The 22,876-nt window shown below is 51.2% G+C and carries 24 protein-coding genes; 13 read left to right on the top strand and 11 right to left on the bottom strand.

The genetic code is table 11. From position 1 onward, the window contains the following. Positions 1 to 18 precede the first annotated feature (18 nt). On the bottom strand, positions 19 to 1,314 hold the full coding sequence (locus tag NWE93_07430; GenBank protein ID MCW4000054.1) for a hypothetical protein: 1,296 nt from the start codon (positions 1,312 to 1,314) through the stop codon (positions 19 to 21). A 177-nt stretch (positions 1,315 to 1,491) separates the two neighbouring features. Here NWE93_07430 and NWE93_07425 point away from each other — a divergent pair, with 177 nt between their 5' ends. Genes NWE93_07425 through NWE93_07415 form a run of 3 tightly spaced genes read left to right on the top strand, consistent with a single transcriptional unit; the run spans position 1,492 to position 3,426 of the window. Then, positions 1,492 to 1,869, top strand: a complete 378-nt coding sequence (locus NWE93_07425) for a hypothetical protein (protein ID MCW4000053.1) — start codon at positions 1,492 to 1,494, stop codon at positions 1,867 to 1,869. A 13-nt stretch (positions 1,870 to 1,882) separates the two neighbouring features. Further along, positions 1,883 to 2,374, top strand: a complete 492-nt coding sequence (locus NWE93_07420) for a GNAT family N-acetyltransferase (GenBank protein ID MCW4000052.1) — start codon at positions 1,883 to 1,885, stop codon at positions 2,372 to 2,374. Then, positions 2,371 to 3,426 carry an L-threonylcarbamoyladenylate synthase gene (locus NWE93_07415; GenBank protein MCW4000051.1) on the top strand — a complete coding sequence of 352 codons (1,056 nt, stop codon included), beginning with the start codon at positions 2,371 to 2,373 and terminating at the stop codon, positions 3,424 to 3,426. Before NWE93_07420 ends, NWE93_07415 begins: the two co-directional genes overlap by 4 nt. Here NWE93_07415 and NWE93_07410 read toward each other — a convergent pair whose 3' ends face one another. From NWE93_07410 to NWE93_07395, 4 genes are all read right to left on the bottom strand, one after another. Further along, the gene (locus tag NWE93_07410) at positions 3,427 to 4,326 is read right to left on the bottom strand and encodes a glycosidase (protein MCW4000050.1); all 900 of its coding nucleotides are present in this window, start codon (positions 4,324 to 4,326) and stop codon (positions 3,427 to 3,429) included. 9 nt (positions 4,327 to 4,335) lie between these two features. Continuing rightward, positions 4,336 to 4,749, bottom strand: a complete 414-nt coding sequence (locus tag NWE93_07405) for a CBS domain-containing protein (GenBank protein ID MCW4000049.1) — start codon at positions 4,747 to 4,749, stop codon at positions 4,336 to 4,338. Positions 4,750 to 4,803: 54 nt separating this feature from the next. After that, on the bottom strand, positions 4,804 to 5,682 hold the full coding sequence (locus NWE93_07400; protein MCW4000048.1) for a glycosyltransferase: 879 nt from the start codon (positions 5,680 to 5,682) through the stop codon (positions 4,804 to 4,806). Between the two features lie 155 nt (positions 5,683 to 5,837). Next, complete coding sequence (locus NWE93_07395) at positions 5,838 to 7,046, bottom strand: glycosyltransferase family 4 protein (GenBank protein MCW4000047.1); 1,209 nt, start codon at positions 7,044 to 7,046, stop codon at positions 5,838 to 5,840. 95 nt (positions 7,047 to 7,141) lie between these two features. Between NWE93_07395 and NWE93_07390 the strand changes: the two genes are divergently transcribed. The 5 genes from NWE93_07390 to thsB all read left to right on the top strand — a co-directional run bounded on the left by NWE93_07390 (position 7,142) and on the right by thsB (position 11,425). Next, the gene (locus NWE93_07390; protein MCW4000046.1) at positions 7,142 to 8,089 is read left to right on the top strand and encodes a glycosidase; all 948 of its coding nucleotides are present in this window, start codon (positions 7,142 to 7,144) and stop codon (positions 8,087 to 8,089) included. A 352-nt stretch (positions 8,090 to 8,441) separates the two neighbouring features. Further along, complete coding sequence (locus tag NWE93_07385; protein ID MCW4000045.1) at positions 8,442 to 8,879, top strand: four-helix bundle copper-binding protein; 438 nt, start codon at positions 8,442 to 8,444, stop codon at positions 8,877 to 8,879. A gap of 49 nt (positions 8,880 to 8,928) precedes the next feature. Further along, positions 8,929 to 9,420, top strand: coding sequence for a hemerythrin domain-containing protein (locus NWE93_07380; protein ID MCW4000044.1), 492 nt, complete (start codon positions 8,929 to 8,931; stop codon positions 9,418 to 9,420). Positions 9,421 to 9,471: 51 nt separating this feature from the next. Further along, positions 9,472 to 9,630, top strand: coding sequence for a hypothetical protein (locus tag NWE93_07375; protein ID MCW4000043.1), 159 nt, complete (start codon positions 9,472 to 9,474; stop codon positions 9,628 to 9,630). A gap of 124 nt (positions 9,631 to 9,754) precedes the next feature. Next, complete coding sequence (thsB, locus tag NWE93_07370; protein ID MCW4000042.1) at positions 9,755 to 11,425, top strand: thermosome subunit beta; 1,671 nt, start codon at positions 9,755 to 9,757, stop codon at positions 11,423 to 11,425. A gap of 46 nt (positions 11,426 to 11,471) precedes the next feature. On the opposite strand, the gene NWE93_07365 is transcribed toward thsB, so the two are convergent. Together NWE93_07365 and NWE93_07360 are read right to left on the bottom strand one after the other, a co-directional pair. Beyond that, positions 11,472 to 11,744 carry a hypothetical protein gene (locus NWE93_07365; protein MCW4000041.1) on the bottom strand — a complete coding sequence of 91 codons (273 nt, stop codon included), beginning with the start codon at positions 11,742 to 11,744 and terminating at the stop codon, positions 11,472 to 11,474. A 159-nt stretch (positions 11,745 to 11,903) separates the two neighbouring features. Next, the gene (locus NWE93_07360) at positions 11,904 to 13,376 is read right to left on the bottom strand and encodes a hypothetical protein (GenBank protein MCW4000040.1); all 1,473 of its coding nucleotides are present in this window, start codon (positions 13,374 to 13,376) and stop codon (positions 11,904 to 11,906) included. 281 nt (positions 13,377 to 13,657) lie between these two features. Between NWE93_07360 and NWE93_07355 the strand changes: the two genes are divergently transcribed. Further along, positions 13,658 to 14,389 carry a thymidylate synthase gene (locus tag NWE93_07355; GenBank protein MCW4000039.1) on the top strand — a complete coding sequence of 244 codons (732 nt, stop codon included), beginning with the start codon at positions 13,658 to 13,660 and terminating at the stop codon, positions 14,387 to 14,389. Here NWE93_07355 and NWE93_07350 read toward each other — a convergent pair. Beyond that, positions 14,386 to 15,753, bottom strand: coding sequence for a rhodanese-like domain-containing protein (locus tag NWE93_07350; protein MCW4000038.1), 1,368 nt, complete (start codon positions 15,751 to 15,753; stop codon positions 14,386 to 14,388). The genes NWE93_07355 and NWE93_07350 overlap by 4 nt on opposite strands. Before the next feature lie 9 nt (positions 15,754 to 15,762). Next, positions 15,763 to 16,185 (bottom strand): PAS domain-containing protein, encoded by a 423-nt coding sequence (locus NWE93_07345; protein MCW4000037.1) that lies wholly within the window; start codon positions 16,183 to 16,185, stop codon positions 15,763 to 15,765. Between the two features lie 114 nt (positions 16,186 to 16,299). Between NWE93_07345 and NWE93_07340 the strand changes: the two genes are divergently transcribed. Next, the gene (locus tag NWE93_07340; protein MCW4000036.1) at positions 16,300 to 16,818 is read left to right on the top strand and encodes a DUF2096 domain-containing protein; all 519 of its coding nucleotides are present in this window, start codon (positions 16,300 to 16,302) and stop codon (positions 16,816 to 16,818) included. Between the two features lie 103 nt (positions 16,819 to 16,921). Next, complete coding sequence (locus tag NWE93_07335; GenBank protein ID MCW4000035.1) at positions 16,922 to 18,142, top strand: hypothetical protein; 1,221 nt, start codon at positions 16,922 to 16,924, stop codon at positions 18,140 to 18,142. Here NWE93_07335 and NWE93_07330 read toward each other — a convergent pair. After that, positions 18,139 to 18,483 (bottom strand): hypothetical protein, encoded by a 345-nt coding sequence (locus NWE93_07330; protein MCW4000034.1) that lies wholly within the window; start codon positions 18,481 to 18,483, stop codon positions 18,139 to 18,141. The genes NWE93_07335 and NWE93_07330 overlap by 4 nt on opposite strands. 193 nt (positions 18,484 to 18,676) lie before the next feature. Beyond that, positions 18,677 to 19,327, bottom strand: a complete 651-nt coding sequence (locus NWE93_07325; GenBank protein MCW4000033.1) for an acyltransferase — start codon at positions 19,325 to 19,327, stop codon at positions 18,677 to 18,679. Positions 19,328 to 19,678: 351 nt separating this feature from the next. On the opposite strand from NWE93_07325, the gene NWE93_07320 reads away from it, so the two are divergent. Then, a complete protein-coding gene (locus tag NWE93_07320; protein MCW4000032.1) occupies positions 19,679 to 21,136 on the top strand; it encodes a right-handed parallel beta-helix repeat-containing protein in 1,458 nt (485 codons plus the stop codon). 91 nt (positions 21,137 to 21,227) lie between these two features. Beyond that, complete coding sequence (locus tag NWE93_07315) at positions 21,228 to 22,664, top strand: glycosyltransferase family 39 protein (GenBank protein MCW4000031.1); 1,437 nt, start codon at positions 21,228 to 21,230, stop codon at positions 22,662 to 22,664. Positions 22,665 to 22,876 lie beyond the last annotated feature (212 nt).

The raw sequence follows: 22,876 nt of genomic DNA, 5'->3' as shown, positions 1-22,876 counted from the left end.
CCTACACAGTTTTTGGGGTCAGGGCACGGTTGAGTTCCAGTAGTAGATGTGCTGGTAGTCGACGCTAGATATTGGGAAATGCGGATCCTGATAGATAATGTCAAGCTGGGTGCCATAGTACGAGAGCAGCTGGCTTGTAACCACTGCGGTTTGCTCAGTGCGGTTATCGCTTGTCCAGAAGCCCCAGATGTTATCGTCGGGGTTGCGTAGTCCCCACCCGAAGTTTTTAGGCAGCACCAGCGCCGCCACGGGCTGGCTCATGTCGGGGAAGCTTTTGGTGGTGACGTCGCTCCAGAACCGCTGCATCGCCGCGAAGTGGTCGTCGGTGAGGACGCCATAGGGGTTGGCGGTGTCGTTGTAGGGGTAATCGAAGACGGCGATGTATTTCGCTCCCGCCTGATACGAGGATAGCATCTGAGCGTAGATTTCGTCGCCGCTGTCCAAGTAGGGCGGCTGATAATACTTCCAGGTAATCATGGTGCCCCATTCCTTATCCTGCAGCCGCGCGGCGCCCTTCACAAGGTCAATCTGCTCCGCTAAGCTCACGTTCCAGCCGAGTTCCGCCAGCATCACGTTGTAGCCTCCCTTGTAATCCCACCAGTACAACCCATAATCCGAGGTAAACGAGGTGATGTCGGAGTAAGTCAAGTTTCCGATGCCGGGGTCACCCATAATGATGTACTCCAAAAAGAAGTTGGCTTCCAACTCGTAGTCATCTGCGTTGGGCCGTGTTCCGTTTTCCACATACGCAAGCAGTTTTTGGCGTATTTCCTCAAGCGACTGCAACGCAGCAGAATCGCTCTCGCCAAGGCGGTCGCCTTGCCTTTCAAAGAAGCGTCTCCAGGAGCCATCCAGCTGAATGCCGCCGGGTTCATCGTTGTAGTAGACGCCCAGAAACTTGTCGCCCCACATTTCCGTCCAGCGCTGCTTAATGGGGTCTAAGGAGGCTTGGTCCCAAAACCAGTCTGCGAAAGAGGAGTTTCTGTAATCTTTGATACCCAAGTTAACTATGACGCTTAAGCCGTTATCAACGGCGTAGTTGCAGATTTCCTCCACTTTAGTTTGGTTTTCGCTTATGGGGTTTCTGCCGGATGCCAAAATGAAGAGGTTCGTGTAGTCTTTGACTTTGTCGATAAGCAGCTTGGCCTGCTCGGTGGTGTTTCCGCCGAAAGCCACTCCCACATACACGCCTGGGTCAGCTTTTGCTTGGGGTGCGCCTGAGAAGGTCTGCTGCAGAGCAAGGGCTGAAACCGTCAATACGGCGATGAGGAATATGGGAATCAAGAAGTACCTGATTCGGCTGCTTTTCTTCATGCCTCAAGCCTACCCTGACCACTGTGACCTGGTTCTGCTTATAGTTTTGCCAAAAAAGCCCCCTACTCCGCCGCTGCCCAACCGATCAGTCGCCCTGCTGCAGCTTGGATAACTGCCCCTTTTGTGTGTGAAGTATTTTTAAGTGTTTGATGCATAACCAAAATACGAGGGAGAAAGTTGACACGCGCCAACGTTAAGAAGGAAGAGATTCAGCAGCAGGACACTCGGTTTCTGGCTGTGTATGTGGAAGCTAAAAACTCAGTTATGATTATGCTTAGCGAAAAAGAGGACCGCATGGGAACCTTAGCTATTGCGGTGCCTAAACCCGCCGGCAACATAGGCCAAGTTACCTCCTCGGTGCTTCTAGGCGACAAACACATCATCTCCGCCCGCATGTTCTCAGAGTACGTCGCAGCCAAAAAGGGCAAAATCGCCATGGTCTCAGTTTACCTTGACCGCATCAGCGAAATCCAGGCGCAGGAATTCTTCATGCACCTCATCGATAAGGTGCTTAAAACCGAAGGCAGCAACCAAAAAGAACCCACCGCCATATAGCCCCCGTGGTTTCATGATTCGCAGGCTCCTCGCCGAGGACTTCCAAGCCATCTACAACATAATAGATGACGCCTCAGAAGCTTACCGCGGCAAAATCCCCTTGGACTGCTGGAAAACCCCCTACATGCCCGCCGAGGAGCTGCAGGGCGAAATCGACTCGGGCGTAAAATTCTACGGGTACCTCGACGGCGGTGTGTTGGTGGCGGTTATGGGCATCCAGGAAGTCGGCGACGTCACCCTGATCCGCCATGCCTACACCCTTACCAGCCATCAGCGGCGGGGCATAGGCGAAAAACTCCTCAGCTATCTGCTTGACTTAGCCCAGACCAGGCGGATACTGGTGGGAACATGGACAGATGCAATCTGGGCAATCGGGTTCTACCAGAAACATGGATTCAGGCTGCTTGGTAGGGAAGAGACAAATAAGCTTCTGCGGACATACTGGAATATACCGTGGCGGCAAATCGAAACCTCCGTGGTGCTGGATAGGTGGCAGATGAAATGAACACGCTTATGCTCCGAGTGGACCCCCAAAGCCCCGATGCATTCCTGATGCAAAAAGCAGCTGAGATTATCCGGCGCGGCGGCTTGGTGGCGTTTCCCACAGAGACCGTTTATGGACTCGGCGCGGATGCACTTAACGGCGAGGCGGTTACGCGTCTTTTCCAAGCCAAACAGCGTCCACTGGACAACCCCCCGATTGTGCATGTTGCCGACGCCAAAGACGTTACCCCCCTGGTTTTGGAGGTACCCCACGACGCGGAGACGCTTATGACGCAGTTTTGGCCTGGGCCCTTAACGCTTGTCTTTAGGCGCTCCCCCAAGCTGCCAAGCGTAACCGTCGCCGGCTTAGACACCGTTGCCATCCGCATGCCAAGGCACCCCGTTGCGCTTGAACTAATCCGCCAGAGCGGCTGCGCCATCGCCGCGCCCAGCGCCAACCTCGCAGGCAAACCCAGCCCAACCACCGCAGCCCACGTTTTCGAGGACCTCAACGGACGCATCGACGCCATCGTGGACGGCGGAGCCACCAGCATAGGCGTGGAATCCACCGTTGTGGACTTAAGCGCTGATCCCCCGATGCTGCTGCGGCCCGGCGGAACCCCCTACGAGGCATTGAAGGCTGCGTTGCCATCCCTGCGGCTGCATCCGTTTGTGGAGGCGGAATCCGAGTTGCCGCTGGAGCAAACCCGGTCCCCCGGCATGAAACATAAGCATTACGCGCCCAGAGCCGAGGTGGTGCTGGTGGAGGGCAACGTGGAGGCGGTTATCCGCAAAATCCGCGAGTTAATTGACGCTTACAAGCAAAAAGGCAGCAGAGTCGGCGTGCTTGCAACCGATGAGACGTTGCCGGCTTACCGCGCCTACGTGGTGCAGTCGATGGGCAGCCGCCATAACCTTCCCTCCGTTGCCCAGAACCTGTTTCGGCTGCTCCGAGAGGTCGATGCGGAGGGCGTGGATGTTATCTTAGCTGAGAGTGTGCCCTCGGAGGGGTTGGGGTTGGCGGTTATGAATCGGCTGCGGAAAGCCTCAGGCTACCACATCCTTAAGGCATAGTTACTGGCGCAGGGAGGCAAGGAGTTTTTCCAGCCCTATTTTGGCTACGCAGACGCTGCTGTCGGCGGCGCCATAGTAAATGAAGAGGTCCTCGCCGATGACTACGTTGCCGCAGCTGAACACGACGTTGGGGACTTTGCCGAAGCGTTCATAGTCTCTTTTCGGCGAAAGAACCGCTTTTCTGGAGCGGTAAAGCACCCGCTCGGGTTTGTCGGCATCCAGCAGTATGATGCCCAGCGAGTAAAGCCGCTCCACGCTTACGCCATGATAAACCACCAGCCAATAATTCCCCATCCTAATCGGGGTGGCGCCGCCGCCGATTTTCCAGTTATCCCACCCGCGTGCCCGCGGACCCATAACCGAACGTATATCACACCAATGATTCAGATCTTCCGAGAAGGCAATGCAGAGGTCAGGTTCCACCCGATGCATCAGCACATATCTGCCGCCGACTTTCTGGGGAAACAACACGCCGTCCTTGTTGCGGATGCCTGGAAACGGCAGCTTAGGCGGCGTCCACTTCCATTTTTTGGCTAAAAAATCGGTTTGCCTAATGGTGGTTAGGGCGATCTGGTAGACTTGCAGGTGGCTGTATTCGCGTAGGGCAGTGTAGGCCATGATTAACTCGTCGTCGATGGCTATGAGGCGGGGGTCTTCGCAGCCGTCTTTCTCATATGCCGTCCTCGGAGAATAAACGGGCTCTGCCAGCCGCTCGTCGATGTGGACTCCGTCGCTGGAGGAGGCGTAACCGATTCTTGAGATGTTATCGTTGCCTATGGCGCGGTAGAGCAAATGGACTTTGCCGTTAAGGTAGACGGCTGCGGCGTTGAAGACTTCACGGGACTCCCACGGATGCGCCTCTATAGGCTGCAGGATGGGGTTGCCGATGTAGCGTTCCATGGCGGATTCCTACGTGGCGCTTGGAAGCGGCGTTTTAATCCCCATGATTTCGTCAAAGAACGCCCGCAGCGAAAACAACCCGATGAGCTTGCCGGTTTCGTCTATCACGGGGAGATGGCGTATGTCATGGATTAGCATAAGCTCTTTCGCCTCATCATAGGAGGCCTGATAAGAAATCGTGACGACGTGGCGACTCATAATTTTGCTCAGCGGCTCCTGCGTGGAGAACTTGCTTGCCATCAACCGCACGGCATCCCGCTCAGTGAAGATGCCGATGACTTTATCCTCGTCATCAACCACCACCACTGACCCCACATGCCGCTCATTAAGCAACTGCACAGCCAACTGAATGGACATGTCCTCTTTGGCCGTGATGACTGTTTTGCACATTATGTCCCTTACCTTAAGCACAGGTTCACACAAAAATTATGCCTCCAAAAAAACGCAGTTTAACCCAAAAATACTTGGGGGTTTCCCTTAAATTCTCTTCTGCCAGCCTGCCCCCTGCTTTGCTTCCTCAAGCTTTAGCCGCGCCAGCAGATAGCAGATGGAGGATTCCGCGCCCTGATTCATGTTCACCCAATCCGCCCCGAGGCCATCATAGCATCCTCCGCTCTCACAGTTATACATGACCTCCCCGCGGCTGTTGCGTCCCAGAAACCACCCGAAAACCTGGTTGGCTACGGTGAGGTAGCGGCGTTTTTTGGTTGCGTAGTAGGCGTCGACGGCTGCTTCCACCATGCAGGCGGCTTCTATGGGCTGCTGGTCATAAAGCGCTCTTTTTTCTCCGCGCCTATACCAGCCGTCGTTGCCTATGGGCGCGTACACGCCGTTTAACATCTGGGTCTGGAGCAGAAAATCCATCGCTTCCTCCGCCACCTCCAAGTAACGGGGCTCTTTTAGCAGAGTAAAGGCGACGTAGAGGGCTTGGGTTAATCGGGCGTTGCCGTAGGTTAAGTGGGGTTCAAACCAGCGCCAATTCTCTTTAGCTTCATCTCGGTAACGCTGCACCATGCTGTCGGCAAGCTGCATAGAATTGGCCTTAATGTCCTCGGAGGGTAATGCCTGGTAGTATTCAGCTAAGCCCAGTATAGCCGAGGAATAAAACCTCAGCGACATCGATTTCCACACCCACGGTAGCCCACGGTCAAAAATGTCCTTTGCCACCAGCCGCATGTCCCTGGGCAACTGGGAATTAAGGGTGCATCCGCAAGCCCAAAGCGTCCGCCCCGCACAGTCCTCGGAGCCGTCGATGTCAAGGAAGCTGCGGTCGTAGCCGAGGTAGTTGTGGAAGTTGCCGTCGGGCTTCTGCATATGATTAAGAAAAGCAAGGTAAACATGGGCAAGCCGCTGCATGTCGGGGTCTCCTGTGAGGCGGTGATATTTTATGGCTGCGATGAGGGCGCGGGCGTTGTCGTCGGTTGTGTAGCCTTCTCCCCGTTTGGGTATGCAGAATTTGGCATGTTGGAAAACGCCGGTGTCGTCGGTTAGGGCTTTGAGGTAATCTATTTTTATGGGGGATAAGTGTATGGCTGATTCATCTCCGATTCTCTGGTTAACTCATCGAAGAGGTCTAGGTATTTTTTGGCAACTAGCGGCCAAGTGAATTGTCTGCTGTAGCTGTAGGCTTTCTGCTCTAAAGATTCACGCAGCGCCTTGTTTTCGATAACTTCGTTGACGCGTTCGGCTACGGAGTCGCTGTCGTTGAAGCCGCAGAAGACCCCGCGTCCCTCGCCAAGGGCCTCTTGCGCGTGCAGGTAGGGGGTGGAAACCACGGCTTTGCCCGCGGCTAAAGCGTAACTTAACGTGCCGCTGCTTACCTGATTGGGTGACACATAAGGCGTGATGTACACGTCGGTTGCCTGCAGATATCTGTAGAGTTCGGGTTTAGAGAGGAAACGGTTGAGGAATCGCACGTGTCCGCTGAGCCCGCGGCTCTTGGCCATGCGGTGGAGCCTGTTGCGGTAGGCTTCTCCCTCCTGTTTTTTCACTTCAGGATGCGTTACCCCCAAAACATAGTAGATGATGCGTGGCTCCCTCTTAACTAGCTCCGGCAACGCTTCAATAACGTGCTCGATGCCCTTGCCCTTAGATAGTAGCCCAAACGTCGAGAGCACCACTCTGTCCTTTAAGCCAATTTCAGCCTTGGCTTTCTCCGTGGGCACCAGGGGTAAATCTGGGCAGCCGTGGGGAATCAACTTAACTTTTCGGTCCGGAACCCCATAGCGCCTGACAAGTGAACGGGTGGTTTCGTTTAGCACCACGATGGCTTGGCTTCTCTCAACCACCTTCTCGAAGACCTCTTTGGGTTTGTCTTCAAAGTTCGGCAGCACTGTGTGGAGTGTAGTGGCAACTGGATGCTTGAGCCTCTCCAGAAAAGAGCAGATGTACTCGCCTGCTTCTCCCCCGAAGATGCCGAATTCATGCTGCACATTAACAGCGTTGACGCTGGATTTGTTTAGAAAATCCGCCATCAACAAATAATCCTCCTGAAAGTCGCGTCCGATTTTATGTTCTAACTGCTCGAACGATGGCTTAAAGAAGCGGCGTCCATCGATGGAGATTACAGTTTGGTTTTTAAGCTTATGCAGTTCCCCGATGGAGTTAACTAAGTCAGCTGTAAAGGTTGCTATCCCACATTTTCTTGGGGGAAAAGTGCTTACGAAGGCAACTTCTTTAACGCTACTCAGTTGAGGGACGCCAAGGATAGTGTTAGCCAAAAGTAAATCACGTTTTAATTAAAGCATTTTGCTCTGTTTAAGCGCATGTGATTGTGTATGGTCAGTCACACAGGACGTTTTGTCTTAGGTTTTGCATGAGGTTTATATTTCACCTAGCCGATGACTTTTTCCGAAGGGAGAGGGGTTTAGTGAAACGCTTTGCACATAATCCCATATTAGAACCAATTAAGTCGAACTCTTGGGAGAATAGGTCCGTATTTAACGCTGCAGCCATATACAGCGAAGGCCAAGTCCACATTGTCTATCGAGCACAAGGAACCGATATGGTCTCAAGACTAGGCTTAGCAACATCCAACGACGGTTTTAACATAACTGAACGTTTAGAGCAACCGATTTTTACGCCGCTGCACCATGCAGAACGCGACGGCTGCGAAGACCCACGCTTAACCATAATCGGCGACCAATGCATAATGGCCTACACAGCATACCGAAACCACGATTTCCCAGTTATCTTCCAGATTTCGCTAACATCGATAAATCTCAGAGACTTCGTTCACCGCAACTGGAACTGGAAAGAACGCAGCTTACCATTCCCGGGTGTACGAAACAAAGACGCAGTTATCTTGCCTGGCAAAGTTGACGGAAAATACATGATGTTCCATCGGATCGAACCCAGCATCTGTGTATCCTACTCAGAGGACCTGAAACGTTGGCACGACTTCAAATCCATCATGGAGCCACGGGACGGAAAGTGGGACAGCAAAAAAATCGGCGCAGCAGGCACACCCATCGAATTAAACGAAGGCTACCTGTTCATTTACCATGGCGTAGACGAAAACAACCATTATTCACTGGGCGCGGCTTTACTGGACAAGGCTAACCCCGAAAAGGTGCTTCACCGCACAGAAAACGCGATCTTGACACCCTCGGAACAGTATGAATGCCTCGGCGACGTGCCAAACGTGGTTTTCAGCTGCGGCAACGTCCAAATCGACGATCAAGTCATAGTTTACTATGGCGGAGCAGACAGCGTGCTTTGCGGCGCAAGCTACGAGTTAAGTGAGCTTTTACCCAAGAAATAAATGCTTAAGCTATGGTTCGCTTAGGCAACCCATCTTTTCCTCTTTAAAAGTGTGGTTTTTATGTAGGCGCAAAAAGTAGCCACATATTTTTAAATCAAAGCCAACGAGAAGTAAAGATGTAATCCTATCATCAGTCACATTCAACCCCAACGAGCTAGGTAGAGGGTTCTCTTGCAACTGTTTTTTTCCACGGCTGATTGATGGGAGGTGAAGAGGCATATCTAAAACTGTCAAAAACCAAGCGGAAGTTGAGAAGAATCAACCTGATGTCGTCGAAGAATTAACTGACCCTAAGGTCCAAAACGCGTCTAAAAGCCAAGAGCCAGATAAAACGGCGCAAGCCGGGGCTCCCGTGCAAGAGGCTGCTGAGGGGGATTGGTCAGAGAAAAATCAGTCGCCCCTCGCAGGCAGAATTTCCGGAACCATGGAGGAGCTTGAGCGCATCCAAAGCTGCGAGATGATGTATAGTGATGAAGTCCGCGAATGCCTCAAAGACTCTTTGGATTGCTATCAAAGCTGTACTGAAACCACCATGCGGTGCCTGCGAATGCGCGGTAAACATTCTGAGCCTGGACACATCAACTTGCTTATGGACTGCGCTAAAATCTGCAGCAACAACGCCGATTTCATCATCCGAAACTCCCCCTACTACCCACAAACCTGCGGCATATGCGCTGACATCTGCGATGAATGCAGTGACGTCTGCGACCGCTTCGAAGATGACTTCATGAAGGAATGCGCAAGCGTCTGTAGGCGATGTGCTGAGTCCTGTCGGGAGATGGCAAGGTGAGTGCAACCATTTTTTGTTATCTTGCAGAGAAACGTGGAGGTGATTGAGAATGGAAGAAACCGCTATCGAGAAAGAAATCAAGAAAGAACGTAAAGAAATGGAGAAGAACCCCACCATCTATGATTTGCTGAAGCTGGAACATAAAGACGTTAAGAACCTGTTTAAGCAGATTGTGGACGAAGAAAGCTTCCAGGGAAACGTCTATGAGCAAATCCGCAAAGCCCTGATGATGCATATGGAGGGCGAAGAGAAACTAATCTATCCTCGGCTGCAGAATGCCCAAGAAACCAGAAGTGCCACATTGGAAGCCTTCGAAGAGCATGACCTAGCAAGGAAGGTGATGTCGGATATCGATGAATCCTCAGATGAAGAAACCAAGTTGGCGAAGGTTAAGGTTCTAAGCGAAACAATAAGCCACCACATAGAGGAGGAGGAAGGGGAACTCTTCAAGAAATCAAAGAAGGTGCTCTCCAGCTTTGATGAACATGACTTAGCCAAGCAATTTATGGCTGAGAAAATGAACAAGCTGCCTGCACTTTAGGCCCTTTCTTTTTGTAAAAAACCATTTTTTATTTCCCGGGCAGGTGATAGTTTGCCTCCAAGAGGCGTAGAAAAACCCAAACGTAAACGCCAGTACCAGCACATCAAGGAATCCGAACTTAAACGCGGGGCATCCGAGGAAGATGCCGAACTTATAGCCGCGGCGACCGTGAATAAGACTAGACGGGAGAAGGGCGAAACTAAAACCTAGCTTTCCATGCCCGTTTACATGTTGCTGGATTCAAGTATTAGCCGGGATGCTGAGAAAAACTTATATTCAAAAGTTTGATTGTTCAATCCCAACTTATACTTAAGATTGAACATTGGTGAAAGTTATGTCACAAGGTGCAGGAAACATTCCCGTTCTAGTTCTAAAGGAAGGCACAGGTAGAAGTACTGGCCGTGAAGCCCAAAGAAACAACATTATGGCAGCGAAAATCGTTGCTGAATCAGTTAAATCAACGCTTGGCCCCTGCGGCATGGATAAGATGCTTGTCAGCGGCATGGGCGACGTTGCAATAACCAACGATGGCGCAACCATCATGAAGGAACTTGATGTTCAGCATCCAGCTGCCAAGATGCTCGTCGAAGTTGCCAAGGCGCAGGACAAAGAGGTCGGTGACGGAACAACAACCGCCGTTATTTTGGCAGGTGAACTGCTCGCGAAAGCCGAGGGGCTCCTCGACAAGAACATTCACCCCACCGTCATAATTGAGGGCTACAAGAAAGCCAGCGAAGAAGCCCAAAAGATCCTTCAAAACATCGCCTTACCCGTTGCATTCGACAACGAAAAAACCCTCAGGGAAGTCGCAATTACCTCTATCTCAAGCAAAAGCATCAACGTCGCCGAGGAACACTTCGCAAAAATCATCGTTGACTCCGTCAAGCAGGTCAGCGAGAAAGTCGAAGACAAATACGTCGCCGACATAGACCTGGTCAAAATCGTTAAGAAGCACGGTCAAAGCCTAGACGAAACCGAGCTTGTTAAAGGCATGGTTATCGACAAAGAAGTCGCCAGCAGCGGCATGCCAAAACTAATCGACAACGCAAAAATCGCCCTCCTCAACGCCAAACTCGAAATCGAGAAAACCGAGTTCGACGCAAAAATCAACATAGAAAGCCCAGACCAGATGAAACTTTTCCTCGACGAAGAAGAACGCATGCTTAAAGAGATGGTTACATCCGTCACCAAAGCAGGCGCCAACGTGGTCTTCTGCGAGAAAGGCATCGATGATATGGCACTGCATTTCCTGGGTAAAGCCGGCGTCCTCGCGGTTAAAAGCTTAAGCAGCGGCGACATGGAAAAGCTCAGCAAAGCCACCGGCGCCATGATTGTTGCCAGCGTTAAAGAATTAAACGCAGATGTTTTGGGCAAAGCTAAACGCGTCGAAGAAGTCAAAATCGGCGATGACAAACTAATCTACATCCGCGACTGCAAGAACCCCAAAGCCGTAACTATTGTTATCCGCGGCTCAGCCAATCATGTTCTCGACGAAGCAGAACGCAGTCTACACGACGGCTTATGTGTTGTCCGCAACGTAATCGAAGACGGCAAAATCGTTGCAGGCGGCGGCGCACCCGAAGCTGAACTTTCGAAGGGTCTGCGTGCCTTTGCAGTTAAAGTCGGCGGACGAGAGCAACTTGCCATCGAAGCCTTTGCGGAGGCAGTGGAGGAAATCCCCTTGACTCTCGCAGAGAACGCTGGCCTTGACCCCATCGACATCATGGTTGCACTGCGGGCTCAGCATGAGAAGCCAGACAGCAAAACCTTCGGCATAGACGTCAACACAGGCAAAATCGTGGACATGTGCCCCAAACTTGTCGTGGAGCCGCTCCGCGTTAAGCAGCAAGTCATCAAATCCGCAACCGAAGCCACCAACATGATCCTGAAAATCGACGACCTCATCAGCATAAAAGGCGGCAAAGCACCTCCGATGCCCCCGGGAGGAATGGGCGGAATGGGAGGTATGGGTGGCATGGGCGGTATGGGCGGAATGCCCTACTAACCCAGCGGCCTTTTTCCCCTTTAATTTTTTAAAAAACAAAAATCGTTTACTTGTTTCTTGAGAACCTGATGAATCTGCGCACGATGCCTTGGCGTGTAGACCTTGGCTGATGGGTTTTTCCTTTTTCAGTGAGGTAAACTTTGCCCTCTGAAGTTTTGGCGATTAAGCCGTTTTTCTCCATTAACTCCAGCACGCCCTCGTAGTTCACGTCGGCTTTTTCGGCGTCTGCGGCGGATTTTTCGTCGAAGGCTCCTCTTTCTTTTAGTGCTTTCTCTATTTTGAATTCGCTGTTCACTATGATTCCTTGTTCTTCAAGCATTTTTGGTCTCCTCTGGGTTTTTCGAGGACTTCTCCTCTCTCGTGTAGAGAGTGCAAAGGTGCCTTGATTAAAGGTTGCCGTATTAGAATACTTATTATCTATAATAACTCGGGCTACTGCCGCTTCGGATTCTGAGGCTGCATTTATGCGGTAGCCGAGTTAAGCCTTTTTTGCCCTGCCCTTTTTATCTAAACCAATCACTGCCACCAGAATCGCCAGGGGAACCAGAACCGCCGCTGCCACAATCCATCCCATCATGGAATCAACGGCTCCACCCGCCTCTGCCCCGTTTAGGTTCATGGTGACTTGGTGGCTGCTGTGATGGTAAGAAAAAGAAATCAGCCAAGCATCCCCCATGGATTGGTAACTGAACTGCACAGGGGTCCCATCCATAGTCACCGTCAAACCCGAAGCCTCACTTAGCAGGGTTTTTGGAACATAAACTTCCACGTAGCCGCATGTTCCATCTGGCCCCGAAACTGAGAAGCCAAGCTGCTGGCTGTCTGAATCAAAACTCAGCGCGGAAAGCGTCGAATTGGAGTTCACTGTGAAGCTGCTCTGGCTCTGCGTGGCCGCTATGGCTAAGCTCACAGTCGTGCTTGCCGCCCCAAAGGCTGCGTTGCCTGCCCAGTCCGCTTTAATAAGGTAGTTGCCGGTGACCTGCGGCGTCCAGGTGACGCTGAAGCATCCTTGCTCGTCGGTGTTTACGCAGGTGAGGTCCAGCCATGAGGCGCCGTTGTTGACGCTGTAGGTGAAGATAACCGGCTCGCCGGCTATGCCTGTTCCGTTGCCGCTTAAGGAGCCTTCGATGTTTACTTTTATGTTTGCGGCGGCGACGCTTTGGCAGGTGAACTGCAGTGCGGTGCCGTTCCCCGATAAGGGGGAGGGAGATGGGGTTTCTCGGGGTGTTTGGTCGCTGCCATAAAAGGTAGCTATGCAGCCTATGTAGCCCACCATCATGTTTTGGCCGCTTATTTCGCTGCCTGACCATGCCTCCGCTTTTTCGGTGGCGACCCGCTCCAGCAGCGCCGTCGTTATCCGCCCCTCGGTGCCCCGGGTGGTTCCGCCGACAAGCGAGAAGCCGTTTAGCCCCGAGATTTGGTTAACTGAGGACTCAACATAAACTGCGCCTATCCAAAGCTCGTTGGGGGCGGTTGTGGGAGCGGTTTTTCCGGTGTTTGTTTTGGCGTCGGTGCTGTGGGAAACCGCGGTTTGATCCAGCGGAGCAGCGGTGGCGACGCCTGAGTATTCGCAGACAGCATATGCCGCCGCGACGAAATCGGGTATCGCTGGGTCAACGGCTACGTTGAAGGTTAATGTTGAAGCCGCGTTTGCGCCGACTATGCCCAGCCAGATTTCAACGCCGCTTGACCATCCGCGGTAACTGTTTCCTGCTTGCCGCGTCCAGGTTACCCCGTCTTGTGTTATGCTTGAAACGTTAATGGAGTAGAATGGGCTGTTGGTGAGTAGCGTTTGGAGGCCTACTGTGGCGATGAGTACGTTGCCTTCAGTGGGCTGCTTGGTTAAAGTCGCCGATATTTGGGTGCTTGCGGGGTCAAGCATGTTCTGCTGGGTACTGTTATCCCACCATTGCTTTCCATGGTTAACGGCGCCGCCGTCGATGGATTGCACCCGAACTATAGGCTGGCCTGATTGAGTGGCCTGCGCAGCGTCAAGTTGTCCGACGTTAATTATAACTAATCCGCTGAGTAAAATCGCAAATAAAACGGCGAATGCTGCTGGCTTGTTCGTTTAGGGCACCTTCTTACTGTAAGCTGTGTCGGCGGTTCGGTTTATTATTTACGGAAAAAGCCATCTGGCACCCGATTAGATATCGGTGGCTGGCTGGGATGATTTAGCCGTAAACTTATATTCAAACACGCAAACAATAGTTGTATCTCGGAGGCATAGTTGTGAAGCATGTGAAGATAACTGCATTTGACTGTCCAGACGCATGGTTTAAGGCGTTAAACAGCATCTGGAGGGAAGGCGACGTTTTCCGTGTGGGGTTTGGCTCCGAGGAAACAGAAACAAAAAAACTCAACCTAACCATAGAAATCACTCACCCAGAAAATCGCCCGCTGGTCAGCGATAAGGCCTCATGTGACTTTAAGTATGTTCAGGGGTATGCACTTGAGTATCTGTGGTCTGGAGAATGTGCAGATACCGAGGTTTACACTTATGGCAGCCGACTTAACAAGCCAATAGACCAAATTCAAGAAGCCATAAAACGCTACGTAGAAGAGCAGCGGGACCGCCAAGTCACCATGGTTATCCGGCGACCAGACGACATCGCTAAATACGATGCGAAAGGCAACAAAAGCGAGCCGCCCTGCCTAAGCCTCATCGACACCGAAATCCACGATGGACAAATGCACCTGACATGTTATTTCCGAAGCTGGGACGCCTTCGGAGGGTTACCTGCCAACATCGCGGGGCTACAGCTCTTCAACGAGGCATTTGTCTCAGAGATCAATGAACGCGGCAACCTCTCGCTTAAGACGGGTAAACTTGTTTTTCACTCTAAAAACTGCCATATCTACCAGCGGCAGTATGGGCTCGTCAAGGAGATGCTTGAGCCCAAGGAGACCGCCAAAAGCACCCGTTTAGCTACAGCCCTTAAAGAGGCAGGGCAGAAGCCCTAAAACCCCTTTTTTGTTGGGTACCCAAGGTTTGTCCAGGCCGTCATGCCGCCCAGCACGTTGGCGCCGCTGATGCCTGCCCTTTCAAGGATGCTGACTGCGATGCTGCTTCGGTTCCCCACTGAACACGTCACCGCCCAAGGCTTATCCATGGGTAACTCAGCGGTTTTCTGGGGTAGTTCAGCGAAGTTTATCAGCGTGGCGCCTCCGACGTAGCCGTCCTTGAGCCACTCGTGGGGTTCCCGCACATCCAGCAGCGCAACTTCCCCCCTATCAAGCTTACCGCGCAGCAGAGAGGCGGTTATTGTGGGGTTGCTCTTGATGGGGTTGCCGGCTTCCTGCCACTCCTCCATGCCGCCGCAGAGAAAACCGCCTAGGTTATCAAAGCCCTGCCTGCGCAGCCACGTGGTCGCGGTGTCGTTGTCGCTTGCTCGCTCATGGATAAAGATGACTTGCTGGGCGGGGTCAAGCAGCCAGCCCGTGTAGGCGCTACTTCCGTTTAGCCAGAGGCTTAATGCGTTGGGGACATGGGCGCCCGCGTAACTGTAGGGTCGCCGCGTATCAAGCACTACCATGCCTGGATGCTGCATTTGCTCCTCAAACTGGCTTAGCGTCAGCGGTTTAGGATATGAGAGTTCACTTAGCAGCGGCGCCCCGTTGAGGTTTTGTTCCTCCATCGTTTTGAAGTATCTTGGCTTAACCAGCTGCTCCGCCATCGCCCTCTCGACAAACCCCTCTTTGGTCAACCGCAGATACGGGTTAGTTTGCTTCTCGTAGCCTATGCTGGTAGGCTCGTATCCTGTGATGCCGCCTCCGCATACGCTGCCTGCGCCATGCGCTGGGTAAACCAAAACTCCGCTGTCCAGCGTCAACAGCTCCCCCTGGAGGCTATCATAGAGCTTCTGGGCCTGCGTTGCCCATTTGTTTGCGCCGTAGAGGTCGGTTCTGCCCACGGAGCCCGCAAAGAGGGTGTCGCCTGAAAAAACCAGCTTCGCCTCCTCGCCTTCATAGACCAGATAGCAGAGGGATTCGTCGGTGTGCCCCGGCGTGTAGAGGGCCTTGATTTTGACGTCGCCAAGGTTTAGGGTGTCGCCGCCGCTAAGGTTCTGTTCTCCGTAGCGGAAAGGCAGCATTTTGCTGTGGCAGATCTGGGCGCCTGTTTGGTTCTGCAGTTCCAGTGAACCGACGATGTAGTCTTCGTTTCGGTGGGTTTCAAGGATGTAGCGGATTTTGCTGCAGTCCTCGGCGGCGAGTTGGCTGTAGATTTGGCTGTCGCGTCGGGGATCAATGACTGCTGCTTCGCCGCGGCTGGAGAGGTAGTAGCTGTTATGCGCCAGCCCCTCAGAGCGGACCTTAACCAGCTTCATAGCGCTCGCCTAATCGGTCCAGTCAAGCAGTCGCCGCTCACCCTTCAGCCCCTGAATTTCAGTCACGTCCTGCACCACCTCCACCACACCCAAATATTTGCCGGCGGCGTCTCTGACTGCGAAGAAGCGGATGTAAATCACGTGTCCATGCGAGTTTATCCAGAATTCAGCGGCGTTTTTATTGCCTGACCTGAAGGATTCCGTTATCCTAGTTACTGTGTGTAAGCTTTTGGCTGGGTGGCAGTTCTGGACTTTCATGCCGACGACCCCTTTGGTGCGGATAAAAATCATTTTCGGGGGGTTGTTGAAGTACTGGACGGTGTCGTTTTCGTCGATGAAGGTGATTTCAACTGGGAGAGTGTTTAAGAGGGGGTTGAGTTGGGTTTGGGTTAGGCTTCCAAAATCAAAGGTTACCTTACTGGTTTGTGACAAAAAATTACCTCACCACTATCTAGGCATAATTGTGATTTAATCCTTTCCAAATTGCCAAATGCGCAATTAACCCTTAAAAGCCGAAGCCTGCTTAGTTTATGTGAGGCTGAGTGTATGGGCCACACCATGGCAACTTGGAGGCTACTTGAGGACATGATGCTTGCCCTCAAAAAGGCAGGCGTAGAGATACCCACAAAAATCATAGAGGACCTGCGTGCATCAAAATCCATGATTAAGCTTGCCTGCAGCGAAGGCAGCCACGGCGACGCCATCATGAAGGCAGAGGAACTCCAAGCTAACGTCGAGGCATATTTGGTTACGGAGGCGCAGAAAACCTTCGGCTCCGAGCGGGTAGATGAATGGCTCATGCAGCTTGAGCAGGCCACCTCGGAAGTCTGCGAGGAACCCCCCGAGGAAAATGTGTTTGTTACGGGGGTGCCGCGGGACCAGAAGTGGGTTCGTGTGGAGCCGCATGATGATTTGACGGCTGAGCGGATTGAGCAGATGGCTAAGGCGCATGGGTTGCAAATCAAGCTGCAGAGCGACGGCAAGCTGCTGGTGCATGGCCAAATAAGCGAAATCAAAGATCTCATCAGGAAAATGACTGCGGCAACAAAGGAAAAATTTGTTTAATTGTTTTTTACAGCGTCTCCTTGCGGAATCCGTTGATTCCTCGGCGCTGTGCGGCTTCGATACGTTTTTAGGTGTAGAGCAGTCTGCTAAGGTGTGAGCCTACATGATTCGCAAGCCTTTAACCTTTGAGGAAGCTAAACGAGCCATCGAAGCAGACTTTAAACCCGCCGATTTAGGCGTGGAAGAGGCGGTGCTGCTGGAAGCCTACAACCGCGTGCTCGCAGTGGACGTGGAGGCAGCCTTTGATGTCCCCTCCTTTAACTCTGCAAGGCAGGATGGCTACGCCGTGAAGGCAGCAGATACCGCCGGTGCCTCCGAGGAGGAACCTTTGGTGCTCAAAGTGGGGGGCTGCATGGTTCCCGGCATGGCAGCATCTGCCCACGTGAAGGGTGAAGCCGTCGAGGTTGCAGCCGGAGCAGTGCTTCCCGAAGGCGCAGACGCCGTGGTTGCCCTTGAAGATGCCCAACGCGAAGACGACACGGTGGAAATCTACGGCTCCGTCAACTCGGGCGAGGGCGTGCAGGCGCAGGGCAGCGACATCCCCAAAGGCAAAGTGGTTCTTAAACAGGGGCAGGTTTTGGGCGCCGCGGAAATCGGTGTCTTAGCTGCTTTGGGCTACACGCAAGTTAAGGTTTTAAGGATCCCGATGGTGGCGGTTCTGTGTGTTGGCGGCGACGTTGCTGAACTCGGCAAACCTCTGCCTGCAGGCAAAACCTTCGATGTCAACGGCTACTGCCTCTCCACGGCAATTATGGACTGCGGAGGCAAACCCGTATACTTCGGCGTGGCATCCGGCAGGTCAGAACTGCATAGGCTTCTGGAGGCTGCCCTATTCTCAGCCGATATGGTGCTGGTCTGCGGCGGCTCAGAAGCTGCGGAAACCATCGATACGCTGGGGAAACCCGGCTTAGTTGTCAACGGCGTCGCAGCTAAACCCGGAAAAGGCTTCTCTGCCGCTTACGCAGCTGGCAAACCCGTCTTGCTGCTGCCATCTGAGCCCTCCGCGGCGCTGTTGATGTTCCATATCTTTGCTCGCTCGCTGCTGCAGCGGCTGGCTGGACGCCCCGTGGCGGGTTTACGTGCAGTCACCGCGTTTGCAGGGGCACGCATGTTTAGCGCTAAAGGCATCCGCAGCTACACGTTGGTTCGGTTGCTCTTTGACGAGAAATGCCGCTTGATTGCTCAGCCGATAGGTTTAGCCAGCGGGGTTTCTGGGTTGGCTGCAGCAGATGGCTTTGTGGATGTTGCCCCCGACGAGGACTTTGTGGATGTGGAGAGGCAGGTTACAGTTTGGCTTTTCCGCGGTTACGCAGGCAGAACCTAATCGTAGCGCTTGACCGCTGCAATATAGGTGAATAGCCAGGTGAGCAACGCGTAGCCAATCATGGTTAACGCGACTATGATGTTGCTTAAGCCCACGGCGTAGAGGGTGTAGAGTGAGAAGACACTGTTTGTTATCAGCAACACAAAAACCAGCCAGGGCGCCCATGACCGTTTTGTGAATAGGCTGTAGGCGCCGATGAGGCTAAAGATGCCCAGAAACCCTACGTGGGGGGGATACCCTGAGAGGGGCAGAAACGCCAGTAGCAGCAGTCCCGTGGCTGCATAGAAGACGGTGGCTAAGCGTTGGGCTGGGCTGAGGGCTTTGATTTTTGCTTGAAGCATCCTGTGCGCCTACCCTTATGCTGGGCACGCTCAATTTATAAGTTTACTGATTTGGCGGCTAAAGCGCTGTTGCCTGCCGTTACCTCTGATTGCATATATGTGGATAAATTGATTGCGCTTTGTTGATAGGTTAAACTTGTGGATATGCGTTAACTGAGAATAGTTTTATCGGTAAGCCGCCTGCTGCCTTATATTATTTCCATTGGATGTTTTCTTTAATTATTTTTGCAGGTATCCCGCCTGCTAAACAATTCGGCGGTACGTCATGTGTGACAATTGCGCCGGCTCCTATGATTGATCCGTCACCGATTTTTATGCCTTTCATTATATAGACATGGCGAGCGATAAACACGTGGCTCCCAATTTCGATGGGTCCAGCTACTTTAACATCGCCAATAGTATTCAACATTCCATGGTAATCAGTATCAATGATCTCTGAGTTCCACCCGATTCCGGTGCTATCTCCTATTTTGATGCTTTGAGAAGCAATTATCGTAGCATTGGAGTTAATACAGACGTTTTTACCAAACTCGATGGTGGCATTCCTTTGAGCTTCAATAATAACTCCCCTCCCAATGTTTATGTTTCCATGGAAAATGATTCTGCTGTTCTCCCCCATTGTGAGAATGCAAGGCGCATTTGAGGGAAAAAAGTTCTCAGGGTTAATTCCCATCTCGAGGTTACCTTTGATTTCGAGTTGAGCGCCTTTTTCTATACTTATTTTTGTTTTTCCATCGACGAGATTACCTAATAGGTGACGTGAAGGTATTGATTTGCCTAAAGCCGCCGAGTTAAACTTGAGGGTCTTGTAGATAGTGCGTGGCCCGATTCTGTTTTTAGTCATCAGTCCCAAATTTGCCATCGGACAATACAACCTAAATAACAATAAATTATTTGTTTTTTTAATAAGATAGCGCTGTCTTAAATACTTTATTTTCAAGGTGGAAATGAAGCTTTTATAGCAAGACATAGGGCTGCTTTCGCTTTGAACCGGGTGCTTTGTCCACTTTTCGACGCGGCCTATTTGTTATCTGGTCTTTTAGGCTTTTTTCAGAAAGCATGATGCCCCTCTGGTTGTCTGAGAAGCCCAATAACTAATGTCTTCAAATCGGCTTTGCTGTTGAAACAAGGTTTAACTTAGTTAATGCGAAAATGGTTGTAGTGATTTACGATTTTTTGCCTTTGAGCCAAGGACGTGGCAAAACTGGAGAAGGCTATAAAGAGAAACAGAAAATTAACCCGCGCCATCGTTATATCCATAACGGGCATATGCATCTTTGCCTTAGCCACCGTGCTTTTCATTCAAAACCCGCCTAACCACGCCGCAACTGATCCTCCAAGCACCGCAGAAATAAAAGCACCCCCCGCAACCTCTGCCCCGCTAACCAACAGCAGCTACCCCACGTATATTTTGGATGCCAATCAAGCCTACTATAACATAACAACCGACGGCAAATACACATACGCAAAAGCCAACAAGCAACTTGTCTACGGCGGACCCGGCGGCGTCGGAGGCGCAGAGGGCACAGAAGCAGCGGCGGTTCTGAACTCCGCGGTGGCGTCTTTGAATGCTTCCGGCGGCTTAATTTTGATCCAAAAAGGAGAATACACACTCAGCAGTGCAGTTTACATGGCTAGCAGAGTAGCGTTATTATGCGGCTCAGGCGCCCGGTTCATTTTGGGCTACAATGGAACGATGTTTGAATTCTCAGGAGTAAACGACAGTGCCTTGGTAGGCTCGGACCTCTATGGAAACCGAGACCTCTACGTTGGAACACCCATTGTTATCAAAGACACCCCCGATGGCGACGGCTCCAGCCGCAACCTGATTGCCGCCAACAACGTCTTTTTTAGCGGCGGCAGGGGCATAAGCGTCGAAACCACAGGGGGCATCTTCAACAACCTCTCCAACAACACCGTCAAAGACGCCTTAGGGGAGGGCGTGATGCTTAGCCGCGCAAACCACAACTTAGTCTACGGCAACTACATCGACCTGACAGGGTACCATGGGATAGTAAGCACAGGCGGCAGCTACAACAGCATCATAGGCAACATAGTGAAGAATGCAGGCGGCAACTATGCGGGTGGCTTTGCACATGGAATCGCAGTTGACGGCAACCAAGGCCTAAACGTCTGCTGCGGCAATGTAGTTTTACATAACAGCATCCAAGACGCCTACATGGCTGGGATCGAGGTGGCTGATGGAGCCAACAACGCCACCATAGCAAACAACTTTGTCACCGGAACCGGCTGCCCAGGAATTTATTTCGGCGGGGCAGATGCATCGAGCAACGGCGCAGTCATTTCAGGTAACGTCCTGAGGCAATGTGGAAAGCAATCTGATCAAGGAATCCTCATTTCAGGTGCATCGGTGGATAAACGGACTGTGGCCGTATTGATTGTCAACAATGTGGTTGACGGCGCAGGAGCGGATGGCATCCGCATAAAATGGGTAACAGATGCAACCGTGACAGGCAATCGAGTTCGAAGTTCCGGCGGATACGGCTTGGCTTTCGAAGACTCACACACGGACCGCGTCACAATCGATAAAAATAATATTCTAAGCGCAAACACATTGGGAAACTGGAACCTTAACTTCAACAAAAAAACAGCTGCACCGTCTGGAAACCCATTGCAAGCGTCTACTCCATAGTTCTGGGTTACCCAAATTTTATATTACAGTCAACCGTACAAGCGTTTATATGAATCAAAGTATCAGTTCAATAATTTTAAAGAACGCTACTTTGATTACAATAATTTCTGTCTTGCTTATTGTTGGTTCCTTTTCAGCCTTCGTTTACTCGCAATATGCCTCAAATTACTATGCTGACATCGATGGCTTCTGCTACCTTAACACCGTTGGAAGCATATGGAGCCATATTTCTGGCGGCTTAAAATACTGGATTGACCCCCTGCGGTCTCCCCTGCTTATCCTCTTCATACCACCCGAAATTGAGGTTGCCCGGTTTTTAATGATTGCTTACCTTCTGATTTCTACCCTCTTCATTTTTTTGCTTGTTCGCCAATTAACAAAAAGACTCGATTTCGCCTTTGTTGCCTCGGTTGCTTTTGGCACAATTCCCTACCTTTTAGATTTTACAAGGTGGGTAATGAGTGACCTTCCAGCCATTGCCTTTTTTTTAGCTGGATTATATGCCTTTTTCCACGGATTCGAGGCACAGCAAACACGTACCAGAGATTACCTTATTTCGTCAGTGATTATGGGGTTTAGTTTCCTTATTCGGTTTGATATGGCGATTTTGATTTTGCCTCTCTTCATTTATCTTTTGTTTAAAGACCGAAGGAGCTTCTTCATTTACCTCTTCCCCTTCCTCTTTATCGCCGTTTTCTTGGAAACCCTCTCAACCTACCTCTATGTTGGTCAATTAGAGTATCTGCCTTGGAAGTTTGTTTACACCAATTTTTTCACAAGCCAGTGGGCGGTATCTCATGTTAGCAACGCAGGCTTCTACTATTACCTGCCCTTGGCTTTCGGCTTTCAGCCCCTTCTTTTTCTCCTATCGTTTATTTCGTTATTCGCGGTTTTTAAGGTAAAAGACACCCGGTACCTTCTGATTGCCTCCATGCTTATTTTTTATACCGTAGCCTTCTTTATGGCGCCGAAAACAACCCCTCGGGTTTACGTGATTAATTACTTTGCCCTTGCTATTTTGCTCTCAACTTTATTTTTTACCGCCCTCTCCAAGGTGACTTGTCTGCAGAAAAAATTCTCTGTAAAAAAGTACCCGATATTATTGGTTGTATTGATAGCAGTTTTGTTGATTCCTAACTTTGCCTTGCAGAGCCATTTTCAATATTCAGGTTGGAACCCCCAAGAACCCATTCAGCACCTCGTTGACGAAGGCAAATTCGCAAACAAAAGTATCCTTTCAAACTGTTTTCAAGGGCTGATTTTTTTTATTTCAGCCACAAACAGCACTTCTAAACCTCTTCCCCCAATAAACAGAATCAACCAAGTCGATTGCATATTAACGCAGCAACATAACGTTGAAATCCTTAGGGCAGAACTCAAAGAAAAGGACTACGACTTATTCTTGTACTTCCAGTACCCTGAACTTAGCAACCTAAACCCCGCAGAACTCGCCTATTTAATGGAGAATTACCGCTATGAAACTATGCCCTGCGGCGACTACTATCTTTACTTATTTTACCTAAAATGATGCGTTATCGGTTAGTGACGGATACGCTGGCAGAGGCCTTAACAGAGTAAATTAAACCCGCTGCTTGCAACTCAGAAATAAACCTCTAAGCTTGGAGTCACCTTTTCTTCTGTTTTTATTTTTTTGTGTCAAGATGGTATTTATAACTAAACAGACCATACTTTGGCATTACCACTAGGGGGCGTGAAGGCAAACGGCAAGTCAAATTTATG

The sequence above is a fragment of the Candidatus Bathyarchaeota archaeon genome (assembly GCA_026014735.1).
Classification (GTDB): Archaea; Thermoproteota; Bathyarchaeia; order Bathyarchaeales; family Bathycorpusculaceae; genus Bathycorpusculum.
The sequence above is the reverse complement of the archived record's forward strand: the minus strand, read 5'-3'. Positions and strand labels throughout refer to the sequence as shown.